The sequence below is a fragment of the Streptomyces durhamensis genome (genome assembly GCF_000725475.1).
Classification (GTDB): domain Bacteria; phylum Actinomycetota; class Actinomycetes; order Streptomycetales; family Streptomycetaceae; genus Streptomyces; species Streptomyces filipinensis.
In genome coordinates this window covers 275,016-300,729 of sequence record NZ_JNXR01000004.1, presented here as the reverse complement: position 1 = coordinate 300,729, position 25,714 = coordinate 275,016, and the positions used below count along the sequence as shown (strand labels likewise).

Genomic DNA, 25,714 nt, shown 5'->3' with positions numbered 1-25,714 from the left:
ACATGACATATCGGCGTGCGGTGATACCGGCACTGGCCGGGGGCCTGCTGATCACGCTGCTGCTGTGGTGGGCGGGGGCGAGTGCGCAGGCGCTGCAACTGCGCGGTACGACGAGCGTCTTCGACGTCCAGTCCGCGGCCGAACTGCGAAGATGGCTGCTCCCCTGGTCGTACGAACCCCCGACGGGGCTGCTGTCCGACGGGCCTGCGGCCGCGGGCACGGGCGGCACCGCCTTGAGCGGGGGCACGCAGTACGCCGATCTGTACCACACCGCGATGCAGATCAGGTTCGTGGCGGTCTTCGTGTTCTTCGTGGCCGGCGCGCTGCTCCTGGTCCGCAGGCTTCCGCCGGTCCAGCGCCGTACGCCGGCCACGCTGCTCGCGCTGTGGGCCTGGGGCCCGGTGGCCGGAACGCTCGCCGTGACGGTTTCCGCGCCGTGGCTGATCGTGTCCGGGGGGCACGGCAGCTACCGGGTCCTGCCGCAGCTGGCGGTCGTGGTCGCCTCGAGCGGTCCGGTCGTCGTCTTCACGGCGTTGCTGACCGCCCTGCTCACGGTGTTCCTGGCGCGCGTCACCGCGAAGGGTGCGGATCCGCTGCCCCGGCGGAGTGTGCCGCCACGCGCCGCACGCCTCGCCGCGAGCGTCGGGACCGCCGTGGTCGCGCTGTCGCTGGTGGTCCTCTCGTACCAGTCGGTGGCGGCTTGGATCCAGACCTCGTTCGGTGGTGGAGGGATGCTGTCCGAGCCGGGCGACCTGCTGCGCGAGTGGCTGCTGCTGGGCGGCTGGTCGGGCCCGGCGACCACGCCACTGGGCCACTGGCTGCTGTACCGAGCCGCCGACGTGGTCATGCTGGCGGTGGTGTGGTGGGCGCTGCGGCTGCTGCCCGGTCTGCTCACCCGGACCACGGTGCCGGCGATGGCGGTGGGCGCGGTCTGCGCGACCGTGCTGGGCCTGTTCGCGAGCCAGGTGCTGCACATGGCGATGGACGACACCGCCAGAGTGTGGGGCTTCATGTACCTGTTCGCTGATCTCGGCGACGGCGTCCCGGCCGCGCTCACCTTCGGCGTCACGGCGGGAATCGCGGCCTTTGTGACCCTGCGGCTGACCGAGGGCCGCGGCACGAGCCGGTCTGGAAGCTGAGGACGGCGGCAACGCCGGGCAGGGTGCTCCTGCGTCCGGCGGGCCGGCGTGGCATCCGGCGGGTTGTCGTCGAGGCACCTGCCGGCCGCCCCTCTCCGCAGCAGGCCGGGCCGGGAGGGGCAACGGCCCCGGGACTGGTGAGCTCGCATGTTCAGGTGCCGGCCGGGCCCAGACGGGGCTCGCGCCGAGTGATCTGCGCGAGCACGGCGGCACCCGACGGTGTGCCGGTCGGCGACTGACATGACGGGTAGCGACAAGGGTCTGGTGTCTGCGGAGGAGCGAGTATGGCGTTCACGGTCGAACCCGACGCCGGAGCCGCCGAACGGGACGAGTGGTCCTACTCGCCGGCTGTCGGCGTCGGACCCCTCCGGTTCGGTATGACCCTCGATGAAGTGGTCGAGGCGGCTCAGACAATCGGCCAGACGCAGGTCAGCGATTGTGCACGGCGCTACGCGATCTTCTCGCCGACTTGGAGGGTCGAGGTCCACCGTCGCGGGGTGACTCCTTCACCGCCTGCCGTGACCGCCTATGTGAGCCAGGTTGTGGGGCTGTTCTGCATCGCTGCCGACGCCGTGCACGGTCCACAGGTCGCGTACGACGGGGTCCCGCTGGTCGGGAGAGACCTGTCGGAGCTGGAGAGCGACGCGATCGCGTATGCCGAGGCGATGGATGTGCACTTCCGCTACACGCCCGAGGGCTACGCGGGACCGGATGATTCCGGGGTCGTGATGCGCGGGCAACCGGTGGGGCAGGTCCTCCGATCGCGTCCGTTGTTCATGGTGCCGCGCGACGGGGCGTACACCGAATGGGACTCGATACCCTCCGAGGAACACCGCCTCAACGGCCGGTCGACGGCCTGACGCGGTGTGAATCCACATCTGCCAGGGCGAGCACCGACAGAGCACGGACGCATACAGGACCGGGCAGGAGGGCCGACTCGGGCACTCGGCCTGGTCCTCGATGCCGCCATGCTCTGGACAACCGCCATCCCGGCGCCGCCGTCGACCGCCTGGGGCCCTGCCGCCCGAGGAGCGGGAGCATGACGTCCTGGACGAGTGCGGCGGGAGCACCGGCGCATGACGCGGCGTCAGGGCGGACGCCGGGTCGTGCTCGATGAGCATCGCGGCTGTCGCGGCTTCCGGGAGGTGCCCGTCTGGGTGACGGGACCCGGCGATCTGCGGCTGCGCCTTGTGGGCGCGAGTGGCCGGAAGCGATGCCGCAGGCAGGCAGCGGCGGGGCCTGGGAGCCCCGGCCGCGTGCGCGCCGGGATGGTGTGTCAGGCGATAGCGAGCCGGTCCACCAGCAGCTCCAGCCTCTGCTCGGTGTACTCCGGCGGCAGCCGTCCCCATCGGGTGAGGGTCGCCACCCCGTGCAGGGACGCCCAGAACACCTCGGTGAACAGCCCCGGGTCGACGCCGTCCCCGGCGACCTCGCCCAGGCTCTCCAGCAGCGCGGCGAAGGCGTCCTTGAGAGGTTCCGGGGTGTCCTCCTGCGCGTACGCGAGACCGCCGTCGAGCTGGAAGAGGGCGTCGTAGACCGCCGGGTTGCGGGTGGCGAAGTCGAGGTAGGCGCGGGCGAGGGCGTACACCCGGGCGCGCGGGCCGTCCGCCGCGGCGGTCGCGGCCCGCACCGCCACGGCCATCTCGGTGGCGCCCTGGAGGGCGACGGCGCCGATGATCTCGCGCTTGCCGCGGAAGTGGCTGTAGAGGACGGGCTGGCTGTACTCGATGCGCTCGGCCAGCCGGCGGGTGGTGACCGCGTCCCAGCCCTGTTCCTCGGCGAGTTCACGGGCCGTCGCCACGATGAGGCGCTCGCGCTCCGCCCGTTCGCGCTGCTTGCGTTCCTGTACCGACATGACTCGATCCTAGCACCGCTAGACAATCGAGCGGCAGAAGCACTAGCGTTGCCTCATCAGCTAGCAACGCTAGATGCCGGGAGGGATCAGCATGCTCAACGCGCTCGAAATCGTCACCACCGTGGTCGTCGGCGTGATGGTGGGGGTGGAGTTCTCCGTCGCCTTCGTCATGAACCGGATCCTCAACGCGCTCCCGGAGGACAGCGCCCAGCTCGGCCACGCCCACGGGGGCCGGATGCTCGGCGCCGTGATGCCGGTCTGGTACACAGGCTCGCTCGTCCTCGCCGCCATCTGGGCCATCGCGGGATGGCACCACCGCGGCACCGGCCTCGTCGTCACCGCCGCCGCGCTGCTGATCCTCAGCGTGATCATGTCGATCCTGCTGCTCGTCCCGATCAACAACCGGAACAAGACGTGGACCCCTGACAACCGGCCCGCCGACTGGAAGCAGCAGCTGAACCGCTGGGAGCGCTTCCACTACGTCCGCGTCGCCGTCATCATCGCCGCCTTCGCCCTGCTGGTCACCGCCCTCACCTGAGCCCACGGGCTCACCCGCCCGGTGCTCAGCCGCAACCGCTCGGCCGTGCGCCCGCAGCGCGGCACCGCCACCTTCATCCACATCCAGGACCCGGACCCGGACCCCAACACCCTCGAACTCCGCCGGCATCCCCAGGACACGGGCGCCGGCGACACCCACGGACCGACAGCGAGAGGAAGTGCCGAGAATGGCCAAGCTGCAGAGTCTCGACCCGCACACGCCGATGTTCGCGCAGTTCAAGGAGAAGACCGGGCCCATCGTCCTGGCCAACACCTTCGTCGTCCCGAAGGAGAGGACGCAAGCGTTCCTGGCCCTCTTCGCGAGGCAGGCCGAGTTCATGAAGGCTCAGCCGGGATTCGTCTCCCTGCAGATGCACAAGGGAACGGCGGACAGTCAGCTCCTGATGAACGTCGCGGTGTGGGAGTCGACCGAGGCGCTCGCCACGGCGTTCGGCAACCCGGAATTCCAGCGCATGGCGGCCGAGTTCCCCGACGACATCGTGTCGTACCCGCACATCTTCGAGCGGATCGACGTATGACACGGCAGCTGTAGCCGGAGGAGGGCAGCCGGAGAAGCCCTGCCCTCCCGGTCGCTCCAGCGACCCGTACGTCCCGGCACGCCTCTCCATCAGCCGCGTCCGAGCGGCCAGTTCAGGCCTCTCACGACTCAGCAAGCTCCACGAAGCCCACCAAGCTGACGAAGACCCGCAAGGAGAAGAACAATGTCGCTGAAGAAGACCAACACCGTCTTTGCCGCCGCCTTCATCCTCTTCATCCTCTGGTTCGGGACGGAGTTCATCCTGAGCCCGGGGACGACGGCGCCGAGCTTCGGCCTGCCGAGCTGGCCGTCCGGCGACGGCGGCGGCTTCCTGATCGTCAAGGGAATCCGCGACGTCGTCCTGGCCTCGGTCCTGGGCATCCTGCTGGTCACGGGCCACCGCCGGGCGCTGGGCTGGGTACTGCTGGTGGAGGCCCTCGCCGCGTACGGCGACATGGCCACCGTGCTGGCCCACCACGGCTCCGTGGCCACCGCGCTCGGCGTCCACGGCCTGACCGCGACACTGATGGTGGTCAACGGCCTGCTGCTCATGCGCGAGACCCGCGAGGTCGCGGCCGCTCCGGCAACGCCCGCCCCGCGGCCCGCCTGAACCCACCTTGGCGCGTGTCGACATCCGCCGGTCAGCGCCCGCCGGGAAGAGCGCGGTTCACCGTCTTCTTCCGGTGAGCGGCGGCCTGGTCCTCGTTGCTCCGGCAGGGCGCCGCGCGGCCCCCTGCCCCGATTCTCGTCGGCAAGATCACCCCTCGGCGCCAACCGAGGGAGATCCGCCGGCGCCTTCTTTGGTCATCGCCGGTCGCCGGGCCTGTGACCTGCGAAGCCGGCCATTGATCAGGGTGGCGGAACCGGCTGTCCGATCAATGCGCCGGCAGGAAGAGTCATGGCCAGGGTCCGGCTGCCGGCCGGCACGAGGGGAACGGCCGGCAGCCAGGCCCTGCGGCGGCCGGGACGACACCCGCCGCTCGCCGCTGGTGCCGATGCACCGGGCGGCGCTGTGCCCGCGACGCCTGCGCGCGCGGCCGACGGCGGTGCGATCGGGTCGGCCGCTCGCTCACGCTGCCGCCGTGCACGGCCGCGCCCAGCGCTCCGCCGTCGGCTGCGCGTGGGACCGGGCGGGCCCCGCCGCGGTCCGCGCGGGGTCAGATCCAGTGGTAGTTCGTGTCGTCCAGAGCCGGCAGGAAGGCCTGGACGACGTCGAGCGGCGCGGTGGGTGTGGTGAGTTCGGCGAGCGGGACCGGTGGGAACAGCGGCTTGTCGGCGGTGTCCTTGTAGTGGCTCCAGGTGAGGTGGCCCGCGCCGACGGTGTCGTCGTGCTCGACGGTGCGCAGGCGGGCGCGGGTGGAGTCGGCGATGTGGACGCGGAAGACCAGGTGGAGCTTGCGGGGTGGGGTGCTGCCCGGGCGGGTGACCATCGCGTCCTGGATCCAGGTCAGTTGCGGGACGCCGATCGCATCGGTCAGGTCCAGGCCCAGCTCCTCGTCGAGTTCGCGTGCGAGGGCCTGCGGGATGGGTTCGCCGGGTTCGACGTTGCCGCCTGGCAGCGTGTACTGGTCCTGACCGTTCCTGGTGCGGTGGATGAGGGCGATCTCGTCGCCGCTGAACAGGGCCGCGGCGACACGGATCTTGATGCGTCCGAACGGTCCGACGGCGGTCCCCGGGGGGCTCTCCCTTCTCACGCGTGCACCTCGAAGCCGCCGCGGCCGTCGAACCGCACCTCGCGTACCTCATCGAATCCGTCCGCCCGCGACGGCTTGCGCAGCCGCTTCAACGTGGCCAGGACGCCGACGTCCGGGACGCGCTCGCGGCCCTCGCGGAGGGCGTTGCGTCGCAGCGAGCCGTCCACGTCGGGAGGAAACCAGTAGGCCGTCACCGTCGCCCCGTGGATGTGGGCCACCTGGACCAGCGGGGCCCACTCCTGTGGCGAGGGATTGGTGTTGTCCACCGCCACCGGCCGTTCGGCCGCCAGGTGCTCCGCCACCAGCCGCTGCTGCCGCACCTGCTTGTTCCTGGCGCCCCGCGGAAACAGATCCTTGCTGACCAGTGCGTACCGGTCGGACAGGCACTGCGCGTAGAACGTGGATTTCCCAGAGGCCTGCAGTCCGACCAGCACGGCCACCTCTACTCCGGTCTCCATGGGAGCCACGATGACACGCGGCCGGCGGAGGGACGAAACCTCGTGGCCGGCCGGCGGACACCCTCTGGTAGAGAAACGCCGAAAACGGGCACATTGGAGACGGCCCGCCTTCCGGCACACAAGTCGCGGGAGCACTTCTGGTGAACGTCGTGAGGGAGCGGCCATGGACCGCGCAGACAGCGTGACCGTGGGCGTACTGGGCTCCTACGGGGGCCGCAACGTCGGTGACGAGGCGATCCTCACCGCCCTGCTGGACCGGGTCCGGGCCGGGCGGCCGAAGACGCGCTTCGTGGTCTTCTCCCGCGATCCCGGACACACCCGCCGCGTCCATCCGGATGTCGAGGTCGCCGGCTGGGAGGGTGTGTGCAGGGAGGGCGTCTCCGGGTATCTGCGCCGGCTGAGTGCGCTGGTGCTCGGCGGTGGCGGGATCCTCTACGACACCGAGGCGCGTCGGTACCTGCGGATGGCCCGCACCGCACAGGATCTCGGCGTACCCGTCTTCACCTATGCGGTGGGGGCCGGTCCGCTGACCGACGAGGTGGACTGCGCCTGGGTCCGTCAGGTGCTCTCCGACGCGGTCGAGGTCACGGTGCGTGACGAGGAGTCGAAACTCGTGCTCGAAGCGGCCGGACTCACCCGGCCCGTCTCCGTCACCGCCGATCCGGCGCTGCTGCTCGCCCCCGGTGATCAGGGCGGGGAGCTCCTGCGGGCGGAGGCCGTGCCGCGCGGGGTCCGCCTGGTGGGGATGAGCGTACGAGAACCCGGGCGCGCGGCGGAGCATCTCGACGAGGACGGCTACCACCAGCTTCTGGCCGGTGTGGGCGACTTCCTCGTCCACCGGCTCGATGCCCACGTCGTCTTCGTCTCCATGGAGCGCGGCGACATCAGGCACGCGCACGCGGTGGCGTCCCGTATGGCCTCGGCGGACCGCTGCACGGTGCTGCGCGGCGACTACGCACCGCAGCAGGTGCTCGACATCGTCGCCCAGCTGGACCTCGCCGTCGGCATGCGGCTGCACTTTCTGATCTTCGCCGCGCTCTGCGGCATCCCCGTGCTGCCCCTGCCCTACGCGGGCAAGGTCTTCGACTTCGCCCAGCGGATCGGCGCGCCCGCCCTGCGCGGGGTGATCCGGGAGACGACGGGGCTGCTGCTGGCGGAAGTGGACCGCTTGTGGGACGAGCGGCCCGGGCGGGCCGCCGAGACGGCCGCGCGTACGGCACAGCTGCGGCTTCGGGCGGCCGAGACCGCTGAGCGGCTCCTTGGCTGGCTGGAGGAGATCGCTCCGCACCACGTCGTCCGAGAGGGCACGCCGGTGCCCGCCTCCACAGCTGGCTGAATCCGGCCGCTACCGTTCCCGAGGGAGTCACCGTGTCCTATCTGACGCCGCCTCGCATCCCCAGGAAGGTGGAGCTTCCGCCGCGTCAGGCCCTGCATGCGGGATCCACCCAGGTGCTGGTGATCGGCGGCGGGCCGGCCGGCATCGGCGCGGCGCTCGGCGCCGCGAACGCGGGCGCCGAGGTGGTCCTCGTCGAGCGCTACGGGTTCCTCGGCGGCAACGCCACCGCGGCACTGGTGATGCCGCTGATGAGCTTCCACAACGAGGTCAAGCAGGCCGTGGCCGGCGACACCGCCCGCCTGCTGCCGCCCGACCACGGCGAGGGCGAGCCGGTCGTCGGCGGTGTGCTGTGGGTGCTCCTCGACCAGCTCGTGCGCGCGGGCGCGGCGATCCGTCCCTCACCGGAGACCGGCTACACCGTGCCCTTCGACGCGGAGCTGTTCAAGCTGGTGGCCTACGAGCTGCTGGAGACCCATGAGGTGCGGACGCTCCTGCACGCCTTCGCCTCCGACGTCCTCAGCCTGTCCGACCGCGCCCGTGCGGTGTTCGAGACCAAGTCGGGCCCGCTCGTCATGGACGCCGACGTGATCGTCGACTGCACCGGGGACGGGGACATCGCGGCGGCGGCCGGGGCGGCGTACGAGGTCGGACGGCCCGAGGACGGCTGGACACAGCCCATGACGCTGATGTTCCGCATGGTTCGCTTCGACCACGAGGAGTTCACCGCCTACGCCCGCGCCCACCCCGACCAGTGGAAGGGGGTGCACGGGCTGTGGGACCTGGTCCGTGCCGCCACGGACGCCGGGGAGCTGGACCTGCCCCGCGAGGACATGCTCTTCTTCGCCACCCCGAACGCCGGCGAGGTGGCGGTGAACTCCACCCGGGTCACCGAAGTGCTCGGCACGAGCGTCTGGGACCTCACCCGCGCGGAGTTCACGGCGCACCGCCAGATGGCGCAGATCGCCCGCTTCCTGCGCGACCGTGTGCCGGGTTTCGCCGACTCCTACGTGGTCCAGAGCGGCGTCCAGGTCGGGGTCCGTGAGACGCGCCGGATCCTGGGCGAGTACCACCTGACCGGCGACGACGTGCTCACGGCGCGCACGTTCGACGACGCCGTCGCGCGGGGCGCCTACCCGGTGGACATCCACAATCCGAGCGGGCGCGGCACCACGCTCAAGCGGCTGCCGCGCGGCGAGTCCTACGACATCCCCCTGCGCTGTCTCCTCCCCCGCGGCCTGGACCGGGTTCTGGTCGCGGGCCGCTGCATCTCCGGCGACCACGTGGCGCACTCCTCCTACCGCGTGATGCCGATCTCGATGGCCACCGGGCAGGCGGCGGGCGTCTGTGCGGCCCTCGCGGCAACCCGGGGCCGGCAGCCCAGGGACATCCCGGCGGCCGCGGTCCAGCGAGCACTCCGCGCACAGGGTGCAAGCCTCCGCTGACCCCACCCGCCGGACCGTCCTCGCCTCGCCTCCCGGGGTCAGCCCGCCCGGTGGGCCGGGGTGAACGTGACCGGAAGCCGCACCGGGCCGCGCAGACCGCCGGGCCGCCAGCTCAGCTCGGCCGGCGGCACGGCCAGGGCCAGGCCCGGCAGCCGGCGCAGTGCCGTTCCGATGGCGACCCGGCCCTCCAGCCGGGCCAGTGGCGCCCCGAGGCAGTAGTGGATGCCGTGTCCGAAGGCCAGATGGCCGTTGTCCTGCCGGGTGATGTCCAGCCTGTCGGGGTCGGCGAACCGAGCCGGATCCCGGTCGGCGATCGCGGAGGCGACCAGCACCGTCGCCCCACGGGGGACGGTCACGCCCGCGATCTCGACGTCTTCGCGTGCGAAACGGGCGATGCCCGGGCTGACGGGGCCGTCGTAGCGGAGGAACTCCTCGATCGCGTCGGGCAGCAGTTCCGGACGTTCCCGCAGCAGGGTGAGCTGGTCGGGGTTGGCGAGCAGCGCGGCGATGCCGCCGCCGATCAGGTTGACCGTCGTGATGTACCCGGCCACCAGCAGCAGGAAGGTCATGGCGATCAGCTCGTCGTGGTTCAGCCGCTGTTCCTCGTCGTGGGCGCTGACCAGCGCGCTGAGGAGGTCGTCCCCGGGCCGGGCCCGCTTGGTCTCCAGGTGCTTGGTCACGTATGCGCGCATCCGCAGCCACGCCTCGTTGACGACGGCCGGGTCGGGCATCCTCTCGCCGCGCACGATCATCGCGTCGGTCCACCGCTGGAAGTCGTGCCGGTCGTCCACCGGAATGCCGAGCAGCTCGCTGATGACGGTGACCGGCAGCGGCAGCGCGAAGTCCGCCACGAGTTCGGCCCGGCCGGCCGGCAGCACCGCGTCGAGCAGCCGGTCGGTGATCTCCTGGACTCGGGGCCGCAGGTCGGCGACCCGGCGCGCGGTGAACGCCTTCGACACCAGGCGGCGCAGCCGGGTGTGGTCGGGCGGGTCGGAACGCAGCATGTTGCTCATCATCGATTCGCGCTCGAACTCGGGCAGCTGGGCGATGAGGCGGGGGTCCGAGGCGTCGCGGACATCGCTGCTCAGCCGGGGGTCGGACAGGGCGGCCAGCCCGTCCTCGTAGCGGGTGACCAGCCAGGCGTCCAGGCCGCCGGCGATGACCGCGCGCCGGACCGGGCCGTCCTCACGGAGCTGTCGGTACAGCGGGAAGGGGTCCGCAACGAAGGCGGGGTCGTCGTACGGGAGAAGGACCGGCTGCTGGCTCATCATGCCTCCCGGCCATGCGTCGACCGACACGTGCAGCTGTGTGACGTCCAAGGGCGTACACCCAGATTGTCCGATACGGCAGCGGTCATCGCCCTCCTCGCCGACCGCACCCCCGCGCCGTCCCGCGCCCCGACGCCGGCTGCTCGATCCGCCCGACCGGCTGGTGAGGTCGCCATAATGCTCGGCATGTCGCTGCGGGGGACCGACGCCCACCGGGACGACGACGCACTGCCTGCGCTGGTCCGACGGGCCGTCGAGGCGGCGCGCGGGCACGGGTTCGCGTACTCCTGCAGGCCCGAACAGGGACGGCTGCTGCAGGTGCTCGCCGCGGGCGCACCGCACCGCATCGCCGAGACCGGGACGGGCTGCGGTGTCGGCCTTGCCTGGCTGGCCTCGGGCGCCCGTCCGGGCACCCGGCTGATCAGCGTCGAGCGGGACGCTGAACGCGCGCGCATCGCCGCGGACGTCTTCCGAGGCCGCGACCATGTCGAGGTCCTCCACGGCGACTGGCGGCGCATCGAAGACCACGGCCCCTACGACCTGCTCGTGCTGGACGGCGGAGGCCAGGCCAAGGGCGACGGGACCGCGGACCCGGCGCGCCTGCTCGGCCCGGGCGGCACGGTCGTGATCGACGACTTCACCCCGGCCACCACATGGCCACCCCGCTTCGCCGGCGTACCCGACCAGGCCCGGCTGCACTGGCTGGAGCACCCGGAGCTGCGAGCCACTGAACTGCGCCTCGCAGCAGACCTCAGCGTGATCGTCGGGATCCGACTGCCGGACGACCGAGACTATGTCGTATAGCGGAAATATAATGCCGCGAAGCGGAAGAGTCTGGTTGTGGGGTGGGGTATGTGGCGCCAGGTGCGGGTGCGGGTGCTCGGTCGTGGTGAGGCGTCCGGGGAGAGGTCGGGCGGGCAGGCGTCGAGGCGTCCTCGCCGGCAGTCTTCGCGCGGCGGTCCGGGTTTCGGGGTGTTCGTGCTGCGCGGCGTGGCCCAGGTCGTGTTCCTCGACAGCGCTTGGGCAGGCGCCGTCTTCGCCCTCGCGCTGCTGACGGCGGACTGGCGGTACGGCGCCTACGCCGTGGGGGGCGCCGTCCTCGGTACCGGCACCGCGCATCTGCTGGGGGTGGCCCGCGACCGGGTGCGAGCGGGGCTGGAGGGCTTCAACTCCTGCCTGACCGCGCTCTGCTGCGCGGTGTTCCTGGACGCGGGCAGGCTGTCCACGGCACTGCTCGCCGCCGCGGCCTGCGTCGTGGTCACCGTCGTCGCGGCGGCCGTTGTGCGGCTCCTGCACCTGTGGGCCCTGCCGGCGCTGACCACCCCCTACTGTCTGCTGGCGGGCGCGATCACCGTGGCCGCGCCCGCGTTCGGGCGGATCTGGCCTCAGGACGCCGGCGGCGCCGCGCCGCCTCCGGATCCACCCTGCTGGCACCGGCCGACGTGGTGGCGGCGTTCTTCCGCAACGTGGCCCAGGTCTTCTTCCTGAACCAGTGGCACGCGGGGGCGCTGCTGCTCGCGGGCCTCTTCCTGGCGAGCCGGGCGGCAGGGTGGGTGGCCTGCGCCGGCAGTGCCACAGGCATCCTGACGGCCTGGGCGCTCGGCGCGCCGGCCGCACGGATCGCCGACGGGACGATGGGCTACAACGCGGTGCTCGTCGCGCTGGCCCTCTGCGGGGTGTTCCTGTCCCCCACCCCGGCGACGCTGTTGTACGCGCTGCTGGGCGCCGCGACGGCGACGACCATCACTCCGACCCTCGCCCATCTGCTCGCCCCGTCCGGCGGCCACCCGCTCACCTGGCCGTTCGTGCTGACGACTCTGGGCTTCCTGATCGCCGCCCGCTCCTTCCCCCGCGTGACCGGCCGCCAGGATCCCGCCGCGGAACGGCCCGGACCGCCGACCCGTTGCGCTGCGGCCGGGCAGCCCCACGCGGGGCGGATCGGCTCCGGCTGACCGAGATCCGGCTCGGCCGCCGGCGGTACCCGCACTCAGTTCCGTACGGGTTGTAGAGGTGACGGTTGTTCCGCTCGCGGCGGTCAGCGACCCTGCTGAACCGCTGCGGGTGCTCGTACGCCATGCCATGACGGCACCGCAGGGCGCGGACCACTGGCCCTGCGGCTGCTGACCGAGTCGGCCGATCCGGTCGTGGAGCGGGTCACCCGGCGACGGCCGGCGATCATCGAGGCGGCCGTCGCCGAACTGGGCCGTCCCGCTGATCAGGCCCGGCATTTCGCGAGCATGACGTATGCGGCCTGCCTGGGGCTGGCTGCACCGCGCCGGGTCGACGCCGCACCCGCCGACCATGAGGAAATACATCGCCGACCTACTGGCCGCCTTCGGTGTCGCACGGCAGGGCTTTCGGCGACGGCTCAAGAGGGGAGCCGAAGAATCCGCCGTCGTGACGTTCGACGTCACCGCGCAGAATTAATCCACTCTCGTGAATTGTGCATCTGGCCGTTCGACGCCGGGCGCCACTAGCGTGATTCGAACAGTTTCCGGCCGTAAAGCGAGGAATTCCACGGCCGGTTCGCCACGGTCTCGCCGCACCGGGGCCATGGCATTCTGCACCACACCGTTTCTCCGCCTCCGCCCCCGAGTGTCGTGCCCAGGTGACCCGACGACGGAAGAGAAGGAATGGGAGAGGACGGCATGCCCGAGCAAGCCCCGCACCCGATGCGGCTGCCCCTGACCGCCGGACAGCACGGGATCTGGTTCGCCCAGCGACTCGCCCCGACGAACCCGACCTACATCACGGCTGAATACGTCGAGATCAACGGCCCTGTCGACGTCGAGGCGCTGCGCGGCGCGGTGCGCCGCGCCCTGGCCGAGGCACGGTGCCTGCACATCCGGTGCGGGGAGGACGGCACAGGCCCCTGGCAGATCGTCGACGTACCCGAGGACATCCCCGTCGCGCTCCTCGATCTGAGCACGGCCTCCGACCCGCAGGCCGCTGCCGAACAATGGATGCGCGACGACCTGGCCACCCCGGTCGACATATACAGCGGACCCCTGTTCACGGAGACCCTCCTGTCCCTCGGCGGGGACAGACACATGTGGTACCAGAAGTTCCATCACCTCGTCATGGACGGATTCTCCCACTCGCTCATCGCCCGGCGGGTAGCCGACCTCTACTCGGATGTCACGTCCGGCCGGGAACCCGCCCCCGCCGACTTCGGACAGCTCCAGGACCTGGTGCGCGACGACGCCGACTACCAGGCCTCACCCGCCGCAGAGACCGACCGGGAGTTCTGGCGGGCGACGATGTCGGGCGTGGAGCGTGTGCCGTCCCTCTCCGAGCGGAGAGCGGCCATGGCCCACAGCTGCCTGCACGACACCCACCATCTCCCGGAACCGGACTTCGCCCGGCTGCGTACCGCGGCACGCTCCTTGCGCTCCCACTGGAACGGCCTGTTGATCGCCGCGCTCGCCGCGTACACCCACCGCGTCACCGGAGCGGACGACATCGTCCTCGGCCTGCCGGTGACCGCGCGCAGGACACCGGCCGCGCAGCGCACCCCCGGCATGGTGTCCAACCTCGTCCCGCTGCGCCTGACCGTCTCCCCCGGCATGACGCTGTCCGAGCTCGTCCGGCACGTCGTCGCCCAGACCCGGCTCGCCCTCAAGCACCAGCGTCACCGCTATGAGGACATCCGCCGGGACCTCGGCCTCCTGCACGACGGCGGCGCACTGTGCGGGCCGCACATCAACCTGATGCCCTTCGACTACGACCTGGCCTTCGGTGACGCCACCGCGGTCTCGCACGCCCTGGCCACCGGGCCGGTGGAAGACCTCACGCTCGCCGTGATCCCCCGCGAGGGCGGCCTGCGCCTCGTGCTCAACGCCAATCCGGACCGGTACACCTCCGCCGAACTCGCCGGACACCTCCAGCGCTACCTGACCGTTCTCGACACCTTCGTGACCGAGCCCGAGCGCGCTGTGGATGACATCGACATCCTGGACCCGGCAGAGCGACGGCAGTTGCTGAGCTGGGCCCGTTCCGGCGGCACCGTCGCGACCGACCCGGGCGTCCTGCCCGGGGCGTTCGAAGCCCAGGCCCGCCGGTTCCCGGAGCGCACCGCGGTGACATGCGAAGGAACAGGGCTGAGTTACGGGGAGCTCAACGCCCGGGCCAACCAGCTCGCACGCCGCCTGACGGAAGCCGGGGCCGGCCCGCACCGCCACGTGGCCCTCGCCCTGCCCCGCTCGCCCGACCTCGTCATGGCCCTCCTCGCCGTCCTGAAGTCGGGTGCGGCCTACATCCCGGTCGACCCCGACTATCCGTCCGACCGCATCACCCACATCCTCGGTGACGCCCGGCCCCAACTCCTCGTCACCACCCGCGCGCTGGCCGCGCGCCTGCCCGACGACGGTCGCCCGCGTCTCCTGCTCGACGACCCCCGCACCCGCGCGGCGCTCGCCTCGTACCCCTCACACGACGTCCAGGACACCGAGCGCACGGCTCCCCTCGCCGGCACGCACCCGGCCTATGTGATCTACACGTCCGGGTCCACCGGCACGCCCAAGGGCGTGGTGGTGACGCACCGCAACGTGATGAGCCTGCTCTCCTCCACCCGGGGTCTCTTCGGCTTCGGCCCGGACGACGTGTGGACCCTGTTCCACTCCTACGCGTTCGACTTCTCCGTCTGGGAGATCTGGGGGGCGCTGCTGCACGGCGGACGGCTCGTGGTCGTCCCCGGAGCGGTGGCCCGGTCCCCCGAAGCCTTCCTCGCGCTGCTCACCACAGAAAGGGTGACGGTTCTCAACCAGACACCGTCGGCGTTCCACCAGCTCATGCAGGCGGAACAGGACGCTCCGGATCTGGCGGAAGAACTCGCGCTGCGCTACGTGATTTTCGGAGGCGAAGCCCTGGACCTGGGGCGGCTCGCCCCCTGGTACGAGCGGCACACCGACGAGGCGCCCCGCCTGGTCAACATGTACGGGATCACCGAAACCACCGTCCACACCACCCATCTGCCCCTCACCGCGAAGCTGGTGGCGGACGACCCCGGCAGCGTCATCGGAGTCGGCCTGCCGAATGTGGAGGTGTACGTCCTCGACCGTGCCCTGCGTCCGGTCCCGGCCGGGATCACCGGCGAGATCTACGTGGGCGGGGACCAGGTGACGGACGGCTATCTCCACCGGCCCGAGCTGACGGAACAGCGGTTCCTGCCGCACCCCTTCGGCCCACCCGGGGCGCGCCTGTACCGGACCGGGGACCTCGCCCGCTGGCTGCCGGACGGCCTGCTCGAGTACCGGGGGCGCGCGGACGACCAGGTCAAGGTCCGCGGCTTCCGCATCGAACTGGGTGAGATCGAAGCCGCGCTGAAGGCACTGCCCGAGGTCGCCGACGCCCGGGCCCTCGTGAGCACCGACGCCGTCGGTGACGCGGTCCTCAGGGCCTACGCGGTACCGGCCCGCGGCGCTTCCCCCGCGTCCGGGGCGTTACGCACCGCCCTCAAGGACACCCTCCCGGGCTACATGGTGCCCGCCTCCGTCGTCGTCATGGACGCGTTCCCGTTGACCGCGCACGGAAAGCTGGACCGTGCCGCCCTCCCGGCGCCCGCCCCTGCTATCTCCCGGACCCCGACACCGGCCAGGGATCCGCTCGAGCGGCAGATCGCCCGGGCATGGAGCCTGGTGCTCGCCGGTACGGCCCCGGGCGACATCGGCATCGACGACGACTTCTTCGACCTGGGCGGCGACTCCTTCAAAGCGGTCAGGGCCGCGCGGGACATCGGCCATCACGCGTCGGCGATCGACGTCTTCAAGCACCCCACGCCTCGCCGTCTCGCCGCGCACCTGCGCACGACGGCCCGGGAATCCACGGTGGAGCGCTGGCTGCACACCCTGACACCGGCCGGGCCCGCGACGCCGCGGCTGTCCCTGATCTGCATCCCCTACGGGGGCGGGAGCGCCACCGCGTTCCAGCAGCTCGCCACCTGCCTGCCCCCGGACGTGGAACTGCGCGCCGTCGCGCTCCCCGGGCACGATCCGGCCCTGCCCGCCCAGGACGGTCCGGCGCTGCGGGAAGCGGCCAAGCGCCTCGCCGAGGAGATCACCGACACCGTGAGCGGCCCGTTCGCCCTGTACGGACACTGCGTCGGCACCGCACTCACCATGCTCACGGCACGGGAACTGGAGGACCGGGACAGCGCCCCGCGGACCGTCCACCTGGCGGCGGCCCTGCCGGACCCTGACCCCCGCCGCTCCCTGGCCGCGCTCGAAGCGCAGACCGATGACGCGCTGTACGCCTATCTGCGGTCCCTGGGTGGTTTCAACGGCGTCCTCGATGCCGGGGATCTGCGGCGCGTCCTGAAGCTGGTCCGCCATGCGATGGTGGAGGGAGCGGCCTTCCAGATCGAGGCCGTGGACCGGTGGGAGAAGCTGCGCACCCCGGTCCACGTCGTCGTCGGAGACGCGGACCCGGCCACCGCGGGGTACGAGGACGGCTACCTCGGCTGGGGACGGTACGCGCACCACACGAGCCTGTCGGTGCTTCCCGGCGCCGGCCACTACTTCGTCAAGGACCGGCCCGCACACCTTGCCGCGCTGCTGGCTGCCGCCGACGCGCACGCCGTATGACGGTGCAGCGCGGGGCCGGCGCCCCTCCGTGACGTTCCAGCGTGCGCACCACCACCTCCTCGGTGTGGGCGGTGGTGCGCGCCCCCTGGGCCGGTGACACGGACCGGACGCTGACGGCTCAACCCGCGCACGCTCTGGACCGATCGCCGACCGGCCGCCTCAGAGTGTGCGCCAGCGCGCGCTGCACCATGAGAAGACGCCGAACGCGGCCAGGCCGAGCGCGATCACGGCGAGCACCGCCGGACCGGCCGGCAGATCACGGAAGGCACGCAGCGTGTCATCCATGCCCTTGGCCTCGCCGGGCCGGTGCCGGACGGCCGCGGCGACGGCGAACACACCGGCCCCGGCGAAGACGACACCCCGCGCCACACCGCCGCTCACGCCGAGCAGGTCGGTGATCCGCCGGGTCCGCGGCGACATGGCGCCGGTGCGCAGGGTCTGCCGGAACTTCCTGCGCAGGGCCCGTATCGAGATCACCAGCCCGGTGACCACCACAGCGGCACCGGCGACGCCCACCAGCCACGGGCCGCCCGGCCATCTCAGGGCCATGGCGGTGACATCGTCGGTGCGCCGGTCGGAGGACCCGCTGCCGCTGCCCCGGTCCCCGGCCGCGTAGGACAGCACCGAGGAGCACGCGAACACGTAGAAGACGCACCGGCCGGCCGCCGCCGCACGCTTGGACGGCTTGGCACCGTTCGGTCCCGCCGCGCCGAACACCGCCTCCGACAGCCGCCACAGCGCCATGCCGGCGAGCGCGGCACCCACGGTCGTCAGCGCCGCAGCCCCGAAGGGCCTGCCGGCCAGTTCCTCCAGGGCACCGCCCCGGTCGGCCTGCCGCCCGCCCCCGTCCCGGCCGAAGGCGATCTCCAGGGCGATCAGACCCACGAGAACGTAGATGAGTCCGCGGGCGGCGAATCCCGCCCGAGCCGCCACGGCCATCGCCGTACCGTGCGCCGCGCGGCGCGCACGGCCCCGCCCCCGCAGTGCCCATGACTGTGCATCCATATATCGCCGATGCCCCGGGTTCCGGGTGTGACACCTCGGCGGCTCTCGGCCGGAATCCTGCAAGGACCTGAGTCGTGTTCCGGCCGCATTTTCGTCGCGCCTCGCCAACCGTTTTCCATAAGGCGCCCTTCAGGAGCATCCAACGAGATGTTATGCACGGCCGACCTGGTGTGACCACCGTCTCCGCATCCCGAGGAACCGAGGGGCTCCCCCGTACGTCCACGAGCCGTCAACCCCTTTGTTCACATGGCTGGTTAGCGCAAGTCCGTCCCGCATAGTGAGATATCCTGGTGCACCGGACGCCCCGTTCTCCACGGGAGCGTCGCTCTTTCACATCCTCGACGACACGGTCCGACCCGCCATAGGGCACCGGCTCCGTCGTACCTCGCCGGTGATATGACGCGCCGGCATTCACGCCTTCGAGCAGGAATTGATGCCCGTTCAACCTTTTGCGGAACTCATATGTTTCGCCCGCAACAACTCGCCTTTCTATCGTGAGCTCTACGCCCGGCTTCCCGAGCGCATCACCGGGCTCACGGACCTTCCGGTGGTACCCCAGGCCGACTTCTGGCGGGCCAATTCGCCCCGCGACAACCGGCTGCTGACCGCGCCACTGGACGAAGCGGTCGTCTTCCGCAGCGGCGGGACCACCGGATCGCCGAAGTTCTCCTACTACACCCGCACGGAGTGGCGGGAGTTCACGGCCGCGTTCGGTGCCGGGCTGGTCCGTGCGGGGCTGCGGCCCGGTCACCGGGTGGCGGATCTCTTCTACGCGGGTGACCTGTACGCCAGTTTCAGCTTCGTCCTCGACTCGCTGCACCGCTCGCCCGTGGCCAACGTCCGCCTGCCCATCGGCGGCGCGGCACCCTGGGAGTCCACCGCGGCGACCCTGGAGGAGTTCCGGGTCCAGGTGGTCGCCGGTACACCGACCACGCTGTGCTCGCTCGCCGAGCGCCTCAGCGGCGCCAGCCGCACACTGCCGGACGTGGAGCTGCTGTTCTTCGGCGGGGAATGCCTCTTCGGCGACCAACTCCCGTTGCTCCGGGCCGCGTTCCCGAACGCCGAGCCACGCTCCCTGGGATACGCGAGTGTGGACGCCGGGCTCCTCGGCGAGGCCGTACCGGGCGATGACCCGCGCGTGCACCGCGCGTTCACCCCCTACACGGTGGTCGAGATCCTCTGCGACGAGACCGACCGGCCCGTCGAGGAGGCAGGCGTACCGGGGCGGCTCGTCGTCACCGACCTGCGCCGGCGGCTCATGCCGGTGCTCCGCTATCCGGCGGGCGACCGGGCCGAGTGGGTCGACCGGGACGCCGGGATCTTCCGCATCCTGGGCCGCGCCGAGGAGGGCGTACGGGTCGGTCCCGTCTCCCTGTACACGGAGGACGTCCACGACATCGTCAAGGCCGCCGACGTATCCGGCGAGGTGACCGGCCTGCAGCTCGTCGTACAGCGGCGGGACGGCCGCGACGGGCTGGTGCTGCGGCTCGCGGTCGCCGATCCGGGCCGGAACCATGCCGGGCTGGGCGAGTCCGTCGTGGCCGCGCTCCTCGCCCAACGCCCCTTCTACGCGACCGCGACCGCCGACGGGTATGTGAACCCGCTGACCGTCGCATGGGTGCGGCACCGGGACCTCGCGGTCAACTCCCGCTCGGGCAAGCTCGTCCGCGTCGTCGACGAACGGCCCCACTCGTGAGCGCGGCACCCGCGCGTGTGCGGCGCCTGCCCCTCGTCCTGCGCAATCCGTCCTTCGGCCGGGTCTGGGCCGGTCAGCTCCTCACCCAGGCGGCGAGCAGAATGTTCCAGGTCGGCGCGGTCTGGTGGCTCGTCGGCTTCGCCGGCGGTGCCCACCGCGGCCTCGCCTCGGGCCTGTTCCTCATGGGGAGCACCCTGCCTGCGGTCGCCCTCGCCCCGCTCGTCGCGCGTATCGTCGCGCGTTACGCGCACCGCACGGTGCTGGCCGGCGCGGCCGCCGTCGCGGGCCTGATGGCGGGCACGGCGGCCGTCCTGGCGCACGCCGGAATGCTGCCGGGGGCCGCCGCCTACGCGATCGGGCCCGCGCTGGCCGCCTGCCAGGCGGTGTTCGATCCCTGTCTGACCACCTCGGTGCCGGAGCTCGTCGAGGACGCCGACATCGAGTCGGCCACCGGATTCGAGCTGTCGACCCAGTCCGTCGCCGGGCTGTGCGGGGGGCTGCTCGGCCCGCTCGTCGTCGACGCGGGCTCACTGGCCGCCGTCATCGCCGCGTGCGCCGCCGCGTACCTGCTCGCCGCCCTGCTGGTCGGCTCCGCCCGCTTCCCCCGGACCTCCCCCGTGTCCGGAGCCGCCGACGGGCCGTCTCCGGCACGCCGTACGCTGCGCCAGGTCCTGGCAGGGCTGCCCTTCATCCGTCGGGTGCTGGTCTGTTTCGCCGCCGCCAACGTCTTCACCACGGCCGTCTACGTCGTGATGCCGCTGTACACCCGGCAGGTGCTGCACGCGACCGGCTCGACCGTGTCCTCGCTGGAGGCGGCGCTCGGCGTGGGCACGCTGGTCGGATCCTTCAGCGGCGGGCGGCTGCCCGGCCGTCCGGTCGCCGTCGGCAGTGTGTGTCTCGCCGTGATGGCCGCCGCCCTCGGCCTTCCGGGGCTGTTCGCCGGGTCCGCGTCGGCCGTCGTCTCGATGGCCGTCGCCGGCTGGTGCGTCGGTGTGATCGGTGTGCGGTTCGTCGCACTGTTCCAGCGACTGGTGCCCGCCGCCGACAAGCCGGGATTCTTCGCGGTCATGCAGGCGCTGCTGGGTGCCACCTTCCCCGTGTCCTCCCTCGTCTTCGGCGCGCTGGGCGACCACCTGGCGGCCCGTGCGCTCTGCCTGGTCCAGGGCGCGGGTCTCGTACCGGTGGCGCTGGCGCTGTGGTGGCTGGGCCGCCGGTCCGACGCCGAAGCCCCGCGGACACCCGTCGTACCGGAGCCGACGGGAGTGGCGTCGTGACCGCCGTCCTTACCGCCGCCTCCGTCCAGGACATCGCCGAACTGCGGCAGTTGTACTTCGAGGTGTACGGGCACGGCTATCCGGTGCCGCTCGGCAGCGACCCGGTGGTCATGCACCGGCTGATCGGCGACGGCACCGCGCACTGGCTCACCGCCCGCACCCGTGGCGGCGCGCTGGTGGGCTCCGTCGTCGTGGTGACCGAACCGGGCAGCCGCATCGGCAAGCTCGTCGGCCTCGCCGTGCACCCCGGCCATCGCGGCGGCGGGCTGGCCTCCCGGCTGACCGGTGCGGTGTGCGAGGAGGCCTTCGGCACGGGCCGCCTCGACTCGGTGTACGCCACCGTCCGCCTGGTCACCGAGGGTCCGCAGCACGTGGTCGTACGCAACGGCTTCCGGCCGCTGGGCCTGTTGCCGAACGCCGTCGAGGTCGAGGGGTGCGAGACCCTCGCGCTGTTCGCCCGATACGCCGACGGTGTGCTGGAACACCGCGAGACGGTGACGAGCGTGCCCGAACGGCTGGCGCCGCTGCTGTCCGCCGTGTCCGCCGGTGTCGGCATCGACTGCGGCGGCACCCGGCAGGTCCCCTCCCGCCGCGCGGTGGGCACGGCCACCGGTGCCGAGCCGATCGAGCTGATCACCGCCCCGGCCTTCGTGCGGCGCCGCTTCCTGGAGTTGTTCCCGCAGGCCGACGACCGCTTCTTCCCGCTGCACACGCCCAACGCGCTCCTGGTCGCCGCCGACGGCAGCTTCGAGGCGTACGCCGACCTCGACGCCGTGGCGGGAAGCTGTGCGCTCGTCGCCGTCCATCCGCGTCCGGCCGCGGTGGCCGGGGCCCTGGAAGCGCTGATGGCCGCGGTCACCCGGGCCGGCGCGGACTACGCCGAGGCGCTGCTGCCGCTGGCCGACACCGAGGCCCTGGAGGTGTTCCTCGCCTCGGGATTCGTCCCGAGCGCGGTCTACCCGGCGATGCGCCGCATCCACGACCGGCTCCACGACTACGTGGTGCTCTCACGGACCAGCCGTCAGATCGACTTCCGCAGCACCGCGGTCAGCCCGCTGCTCCAGCCGTACCTCGGCGCCTACCTGAGTGCCTGGACCGCCACCTACCTGCCCCTTCCCGAGGTGTCCCGATGAAACCCCATCTCGCTCCCGTCGAGGTTCCCGACCCGGCGGCGCTCGGCCATGTACAACGGCTGTGCGACCTGGCGGAGCCGTACGCCGACGGCCCCGTCACCGACGAGCTGTTCGCCGCCGCCATGGCTCAGACCAACGCCTGGCACGCCCGCCGCTCCCCGTTCTTCGCCGCCCTGCTCCAGGACCCGGCCGAGACGCCCGCGCCCACCGTCGGCGCAGGGGTGCGCACCCCGCTGGTGCCCGCCGCCTTCTTCAAGCGTCACGAGGTGCTCTCCGTCCCGCGCGAGGAGGTGTTCCTGCACCTGACGTCCTCGGGCACCACAGGCCAGAAGTCGCAGATGTTCTTCGACGAGTGGACCATCCGCTCGGCGCAGCGCATGGTGGCCCGGATCTTCGACCACTACGGCTGGATCACCCCCGAGCAGCCGGTGAACTACCTGCTGTACAGCTACGAGCCGGCGCCCTCACTGAAACTGGGCACGTCGTTCACCGACAACTACCTGTGCGATTTCGCCCCCGCCCGGCACACCACGCACGCACTGCGGCACACCGGCAGCGGCCACGAGTTCGACGTGCACGGCTGCATCGCGGCGCTCCGGCGCTACGCCGAGGACGACGTACCGGTCCGCATCCTGGGCTTCCCCGCGTTCCTGTACTTCACCCTGGAGCGGATGCGGGCGATGGGCCTGCCGCCGCTCACGCTGCCCGAGGGATCGCTGGTGGTGCTCGGCGGCGGGTGGAAGGGCCACGCCGACCGGCAGATCGGCAAGGAGGCGTTCTACGCCGAGGTCACCGAACTCCTCGGCGTGCCGGGGGACCGCGTGCGCGACACCTTCGGCTCGGTCGAGCACTGTGTGCCGTACATCGAGTGTGCGCACCACCGGCTGCATGTGCCGGTGTGGTCGCGTGCGGCGGTGCGCGACACGGGGACGCTGCGCCCGCTGCCCTACGGGGAACGGGGCTTTCTGCACCTGGTCAGTCCTTACATCACCTCCGTGCCCGCGCACAGCGTGGTGATGGGCGACCTCGCGTCGCTGCACCCGGGCGACGCCTGCCCCTGCCCGCTGCCCACCGACTGGTTCACCGTGCACGGCCGGGCCGGGGTGAGCCGCAACCGCAGCTGCGCGGTGGCCGCCGCCGAACTGATGAAGGGAATGTCGTGACCGCATCCGTATCCGCGCACCACCCCGTACTCCACCTCTGGCAGGGGGAGTTCGTCGACGACGAAGAGGCCGGCCGGCGGCTCGCCGGGCTGTCCGAGACCGCCGGGCGGATCCTGACGCGTCCGCTGCCCACCGACGTGGTGCTCGGCGCCTGCGCCGTGGTCAGCCGGGACCTGGGTGATCCGGCTTCCGCCCTGTACGGCCGCCTGGCGGGGCACCTGCCCGCCGACGAGGCCGCGGCCGTCCTGGCCGAGCTGGCCGGCGCCCTCACCCGGGAGGCTCTGGAACGCAAGCTGCGGCGGGAACTGGGCGGCCTGCGCCCGGAGCGGCTGACCCGGCCGGACGCCCGCGCGACGGTGTACGAGGCCTGGGCACCGGTCGGCCTGCTGGTCCACATCGCGCCGGGCAACGCCTCGGCCGTGGCACCGCTGAGCGTCGTGGAGGGCCTGCTGGCCGGCAACCTCAATGTACTGAAGACCAGCAGTTCGGATTCGCCGCTCGCGCTGGGTCTGCTCGCCGCGATCGGCGCCGCCGATCCCTCCGGACTGATCGCCGAACGCGTCATCGCCCTGCGCTTTTCGTCCTCGCGCCGCGCGTGGCTGGAGGCACTGTGCGGGCCGGCCGACGCGATCGCGGTGTGGGGCGGCGAGGACGCGGTGCGCGCGGCGGGCGAACTGGCGCCGCCCGGCTGCCGGGTGGTCGAGTGGGGCCACCGGATCTCCTTCGCCTACCTGACCGGGCCCGCCGCGTCCGACGACGGCGTCCTCGACGCGCTCGCCGAGGACGTCTGCCAGCTCGAACAGCAGGCGTGTTCCAGCCCGCAGGTCGTCTACCTCGACACCGAGGGGGCCGACGGCACCGGGGAACTCTTCGCGTTCGCCGCGCGGTTCGCCGACCGCCTCGCGAAGGCGTCCGGCGCGCGACCGGCGTCCACCTCGCCCGGCCCGGCCGAGCAGGCGGAGATCACCACCGTGCAGCAGCTCGCCCGGCTCGAACAGCACCTGGGCCTGACCCGAGTGTTCGCCGCCGAGGACGGTTCCTGGCGGGTGCTGGCCGACACCCGGTCCGCGCTCGACGCCTCCCCGCTGTACCGCACCGTCTGGGTGAAGCCCCTGCCCCGGCACGCGGTCACCGCGACCCTGCGCCCCATGCGCCGCTATCTGCAGACCGCGGCGATCGGCGGCGACCGCGCCGACGTGGCCGCCCTGTCCCGCGCGCTGTTCGCGGCGGGCGTCACGCGCGTCACCCCGGTCGGCTCCATGCTGGAGAGCTACGAGGGCGAACCGCATGACGGTGTCTACGCGTTGCAACGCTACAGCCGCCGGGTGAGCGTGCGCGCCGCGGACGCGGGCTTCCGTACGGTGGCCTGCCTGGACGACCTGGTGGCGCCACCGGTGCTGCCCCCCGCGCCGGACGCGCCGCTGCTGGGCAAGGAGGGCGTACAGCACGCGCTCGCCGCCCTGGACCCACGCCACGCGCACCTGTACTTCCGCAGCGGAGGCTCCACGGGCGCACCCGCTCTGTCGGTGTTCACCTGCGACGACTACGACAACCAGATGCGCGCCGCTGCGCACGGACTGCTCACCGCGGGCTTCGACCCGGCCCGCGACCGGGCGGCCAACCTGTTCTACTGCGGAGGGATGTACGGGAGCTTCATCAGCTTCTTCTCCATCCTGGAACGCCTGAACGCCACCCAACTCCCGATCGCCGCGGGCCCGGACCACGCCTCGGTGGCCGAAGCGCTGGTCGCCCACCGGGCGGACACCGTCTTCGGCATGCCGTCCTACCTGTGGCAGCTGTTCCACGCCGAGGCCGACCGGTTCCGCGCCCACGGCGGCATCCGCAAGGTCTTCTACGGCGGCGAGCACTTCACCGCCGAACAACGCAGGGTGCTCACCGACGACTTCGGGGTGGAGGTGATCCGTTCCGCGGCGTACGGGAGCACCGACCTGGGACCGCTGGGCTACCAGTGCGCGTCCTGCGACGGCTCGGTCCACCATGTGCTGACCGACCTGCACTCGCTGGAGATCCTCGACCCGAACGAGGACCGGCCGGTGGCGCCGGGCGAGCCCGGGCGGCTGGTGTTCACCTCCCTGGCGCGGGCCGGCCAGCGGCTGGAGCGCTACGAGATCGGTGACCTGGGACGGGCGGTGCCGGGTCCGTGCGCGTGCGGCAGCCAGGTCCCTCGGCTGGAACTGCTCGGGCGCTACGGCGACGTCGTGCGTGTGGGCACGTACTTCGTCAACTACCGGCGCATAGTCCGGGCGTTGGAGGAACGGCTCGGCTATCACGGCGAGGCGCAGCTGGTGGTGGCCCCGGGCGGCGGCCGGGAACGGCTGACGGTCCGGCTCGACGAGGAGTACGCCCCCGACCCCGAGGCCGCCCTGGCCGCTCTCACCGCCGAGGTGGCGGAAATCGCCTCGGCGCGGGCGGAGGGGCTGCTGTCCCTCGCCGTGCAGACGGTCCGGCGGGACGCGTTCGAGCGCACCGCGACCAGCGGCAAACTGCGCACGGTCATCGACGTGCGCTAGCCGCGATGCCGCGGGCGGCGGTCCTGGGTGCCGCCGCCCGCGGCGCTGCCGGTGTACCCCGGGC

Annotated in this window: 21 protein-coding genes; 16 read left to right on the top strand and 5 right to left on the bottom strand. The window is 72.1% G+C overall.

The genetic code is table 11. The annotated features are described in order from the left end of the window. The first annotated feature begins 2 nt into the window (after positions 1–2). Positions 3–1,139 carry a hypothetical protein gene (locus IO33_RS0107405; RefSeq protein ID WP_031161605.1) on the top strand — a complete coding sequence of 379 codons (1,137 nt, stop codon included), beginning with the start codon at positions 3–5 and terminating at the stop codon, positions 1,137–1,139. Positions 1,140–1,423: 284 nt separating this feature from the next. Next, positions 1,424–1,999: a hypothetical protein gene (locus tag IO33_RS0107400; protein WP_031161603.1), complete on the top strand. Its 576-nt coding sequence runs from the start codon at positions 1,424–1,426 to the stop codon at positions 1,997–1,999. 416 nt (positions 2,000–2,415) lie between these two features. Here the strand turns inward: IO33_RS0107400 and IO33_RS0107395 are convergent, their stop codons facing one another. Then, positions 2,416–2,994, bottom strand: a complete 579-nt coding sequence (locus IO33_RS0107395) for a TetR/AcrR family transcriptional regulator (protein ID WP_031161601.1) — start codon at positions 2,992–2,994, stop codon at positions 2,416–2,418. Between the two features lie 91 nt (positions 2,995–3,085). On the opposite strand from IO33_RS0107395, the gene IO33_RS0107390 reads away from it, so the two are divergent. The 3 genes from IO33_RS0107390 to IO33_RS0107380 all read left to right on the top strand — a co-directional run bounded on the left by IO33_RS0107390 (position 3,086) and on the right by IO33_RS0107380 (position 4,679). Then, positions 3,086–3,532: an anthrone oxygenase family protein gene (locus IO33_RS0107390; protein ID WP_031161599.1), complete on the top strand. Its 447-nt coding sequence runs from the start codon at positions 3,086–3,088 to the stop codon at positions 3,530–3,532. A gap of 187 nt (positions 3,533–3,719) precedes the next feature. Next, a complete protein-coding gene (locus tag IO33_RS0107385) occupies positions 3,720–4,070 on the top strand; it encodes an antibiotic biosynthesis monooxygenase family protein (protein WP_031161596.1) in 351 nt (116 codons plus the stop codon). A gap of 183 nt (positions 4,071–4,253) precedes the next feature. Continuing rightward, on the top strand, positions 4,254–4,679 hold the full coding sequence (locus tag IO33_RS0107380; RefSeq protein ID WP_031161594.1) for a DUF4267 domain-containing protein: 426 nt from the start codon (positions 4,254–4,256) through the stop codon (positions 4,677–4,679). A 547-nt stretch (positions 4,680–5,226) separates the two neighbouring features. Here the strand turns inward: IO33_RS0107380 and IO33_RS0107375 are convergent. Beyond that, the gene (locus IO33_RS0107375; protein ID WP_031161591.1) at positions 5,227–5,763 is read right to left on the bottom strand and encodes an NUDIX hydrolase; all 537 of its coding nucleotides are present in this window, start codon (positions 5,761–5,763) and stop codon (positions 5,227–5,229) included. Next, positions 5,760–6,221: an ATP-binding protein gene (locus IO33_RS0107370; RefSeq protein ID WP_031161589.1), complete on the bottom strand. Its 462-nt coding sequence runs from the start codon at positions 6,219–6,221 to the stop codon at positions 5,760–5,762. The genes IO33_RS0107375 and IO33_RS0107370 overlap by 4 nt, the downstream gene beginning before the upstream one ends. 163 nt (positions 6,222–6,384) lie before the next feature. Here IO33_RS0107370 and IO33_RS0107365 point away from each other — a divergent pair, with 163 nt between their 5' ends. Beyond that, positions 6,385–7,557 carry a polysaccharide pyruvyl transferase family protein gene (locus tag IO33_RS0107365; RefSeq protein ID WP_051926503.1) on the top strand — a complete coding sequence of 391 codons (1,173 nt, stop codon included), beginning with the start codon at positions 6,385–6,387 and terminating at the stop codon, positions 7,555–7,557. A gap of 32 nt (positions 7,558–7,589) precedes the next feature. Then, positions 7,590–8,999 carry an FAD-dependent oxidoreductase gene (locus IO33_RS0107360; RefSeq protein ID WP_051926501.1) on the top strand — a complete coding sequence of 470 codons (1,410 nt, stop codon included), beginning with the start codon at positions 7,590–7,592 and terminating at the stop codon, positions 8,997–8,999. A 38-nt stretch (positions 9,000–9,037) separates the two neighbouring features. Here the strand turns inward: IO33_RS0107360 and IO33_RS0107355 are convergent, their stop codons facing one another. Further along, positions 9,038–10,267: a cytochrome P450 family protein gene (locus IO33_RS0107355; protein ID WP_031161583.1), complete on the bottom strand. Its 1,230-nt coding sequence runs from the start codon at positions 10,265–10,267 to the stop codon at positions 9,038–9,040. Positions 10,268–10,453: 186 nt separating this feature from the next. Between IO33_RS0107355 and IO33_RS0107350 the strand changes: the two genes are divergently transcribed. The 4 genes from IO33_RS0107350 (at position 10,454) to IO33_RS0107335 (ending at position 16,848) form a co-directional block, all read left to right on the top strand. Next, on the top strand, positions 10,454–11,071 hold the full coding sequence (locus IO33_RS0107350; RefSeq protein ID WP_031161581.1) for an O-methyltransferase: 618 nt from the start codon (positions 10,454–10,456) through the stop codon (positions 11,069–11,071). 186 nt (positions 11,072–11,257) lie between these two features. Continuing rightward, positions 11,258–11,755 carry an urea transporter gene (locus IO33_RS54445; RefSeq protein WP_280921756.1) on the top strand — a complete coding sequence of 166 codons (498 nt, stop codon included), beginning with the start codon at positions 11,258–11,260 and terminating at the stop codon, positions 11,753–11,755. Beyond that, on the top strand, positions 11,734–12,219 hold the full coding sequence (locus tag IO33_RS54440; RefSeq protein ID WP_280921755.1) for an urea transporter: 486 nt from the start codon (positions 11,734–11,736) through the stop codon (positions 12,217–12,219). The genes IO33_RS54445 and IO33_RS54440 overlap by 22 nt, the downstream gene beginning before the upstream one ends. A gap of 696 nt (positions 12,220–12,915) precedes the next feature. Then, positions 12,916–16,848, top strand: a complete 3,933-nt coding sequence (locus tag IO33_RS0107335; protein ID WP_167349439.1) for a non-ribosomal peptide synthetase — start codon at positions 12,916–12,918, stop codon at positions 16,846–16,848. 159 nt (positions 16,849–17,007) lie between these two features. Here the strand turns inward: IO33_RS0107335 and IO33_RS0107330 are convergent, their stop codons facing one another. Beyond that, the gene (locus IO33_RS0107330; RefSeq protein WP_209438821.1) at positions 17,008–17,853 is read right to left on the bottom strand and encodes a DUF1206 domain-containing protein; all 846 of its coding nucleotides are present in this window, start codon (positions 17,851–17,853) and stop codon (positions 17,008–17,010) included. A 433-nt stretch (positions 17,854–18,286) separates the two neighbouring features. Between IO33_RS0107330 and IO33_RS0107325 the strand changes: the two genes are divergently transcribed. The 5 genes from IO33_RS0107325 to IO33_RS0107305 are packed head-to-tail and all read left to right on the top strand — an operon-like array spanning position 18,287 to position 25,650. Beyond that, positions 18,287–19,549 (top strand): phenylacetate--CoA ligase family protein, encoded by a 1,263-nt coding sequence (locus IO33_RS0107325; protein ID WP_031161572.1) that lies wholly within the window; start codon positions 18,287–18,289, stop codon positions 19,547–19,549. After that, positions 19,546–20,823 (top strand): MFS transporter, encoded by a 1,278-nt coding sequence (locus IO33_RS0107320; RefSeq protein ID WP_245235727.1) that lies wholly within the window; start codon positions 19,546–19,548, stop codon positions 20,821–20,823. Before IO33_RS0107325 ends, IO33_RS0107320 begins: the two co-directional genes overlap by 4 nt. Further along, entirely contained in the window at positions 20,820–21,956 is a 1,137-nt protein-coding gene (locus IO33_RS0107315) for a GNAT family N-acetyltransferase (RefSeq protein WP_031161567.1), read from the top strand. The genes IO33_RS0107320 and IO33_RS0107315 overlap by 4 nt, the downstream gene beginning before the upstream one ends. Further along, positions 21,953–23,119, top strand: a complete 1,167-nt coding sequence (locus IO33_RS0107310) for a LuxE/PaaK family acyltransferase (RefSeq protein ID WP_031161565.1) — start codon at positions 21,953–21,955, stop codon at positions 23,117–23,119. The genes IO33_RS0107315 and IO33_RS0107310 overlap by 4 nt, the downstream gene beginning before the upstream one ends. After that, positions 23,116–25,650 carry an acyl-CoA reductase gene (locus IO33_RS0107305; RefSeq protein WP_031161563.1) on the top strand — a complete coding sequence of 845 codons (2,535 nt, stop codon included), beginning with the start codon at positions 23,116–23,118 and terminating at the stop codon, positions 25,648–25,650. Before IO33_RS0107310 ends, IO33_RS0107305 begins: the two co-directional genes overlap by 4 nt. The last annotated feature ends 64 nt before the right edge of the window (positions 25,651–25,714 follow it).